This is a genomic window from Streptococcus oralis (assembly GCF_001579175.1).
In the GTDB taxonomy this organism is placed as follows: Bacteria; Bacillota; Bacilli; order Lactobacillales; family Streptococcaceae; genus Streptococcus; species Streptococcus oralis_O.
The window spans coordinates 1-340 of the sequence record NZ_KQ970777.1; the positions used below are offsets into that span (position 1 = coordinate 1).

Sequence of the window (340 nt, forward strand, 5' to 3'; positions counted from 1 at the left end):
TCAAGAAGCTCTTGGTTCCATCTCCCCGAACAACCTCCGTCAGATCCCCTGCTTGGTTGTAGCTATAGGTGGTTTTTTGTCCCTTAACATCTGTCACGGAAGTGAGACGATCCAGTTCATCGTAAGTGTAGGAAACTGTACTGCCATCTGGGTAAATCATCTTCGAGATATTGCCATAGGCATCATACTCGTACTGGATCAGGCTACCATCTCCCTGACGAACGCCAGTGATCTCGCCTTCTTCATTGGTCGCGTACTGACTAGTTCCTGTCAGGTCACTCATAGACACCCGACGACCGTCCGCATCATAGGTGTAGAGGACTTGACCCTCTTGCTTTTC

Annotated in this window: 1 protein-coding gene; it reads right to left on the bottom strand. The window is 49.4% G+C overall.

From position 1 onward, the window contains the following. On the bottom strand, positions 1 to 340 hold a 340-nt coding region (locus tag SORDD24_RS10600), incomplete at both ends, for an RHS repeat domain-containing protein (protein ID WP_155720163.1).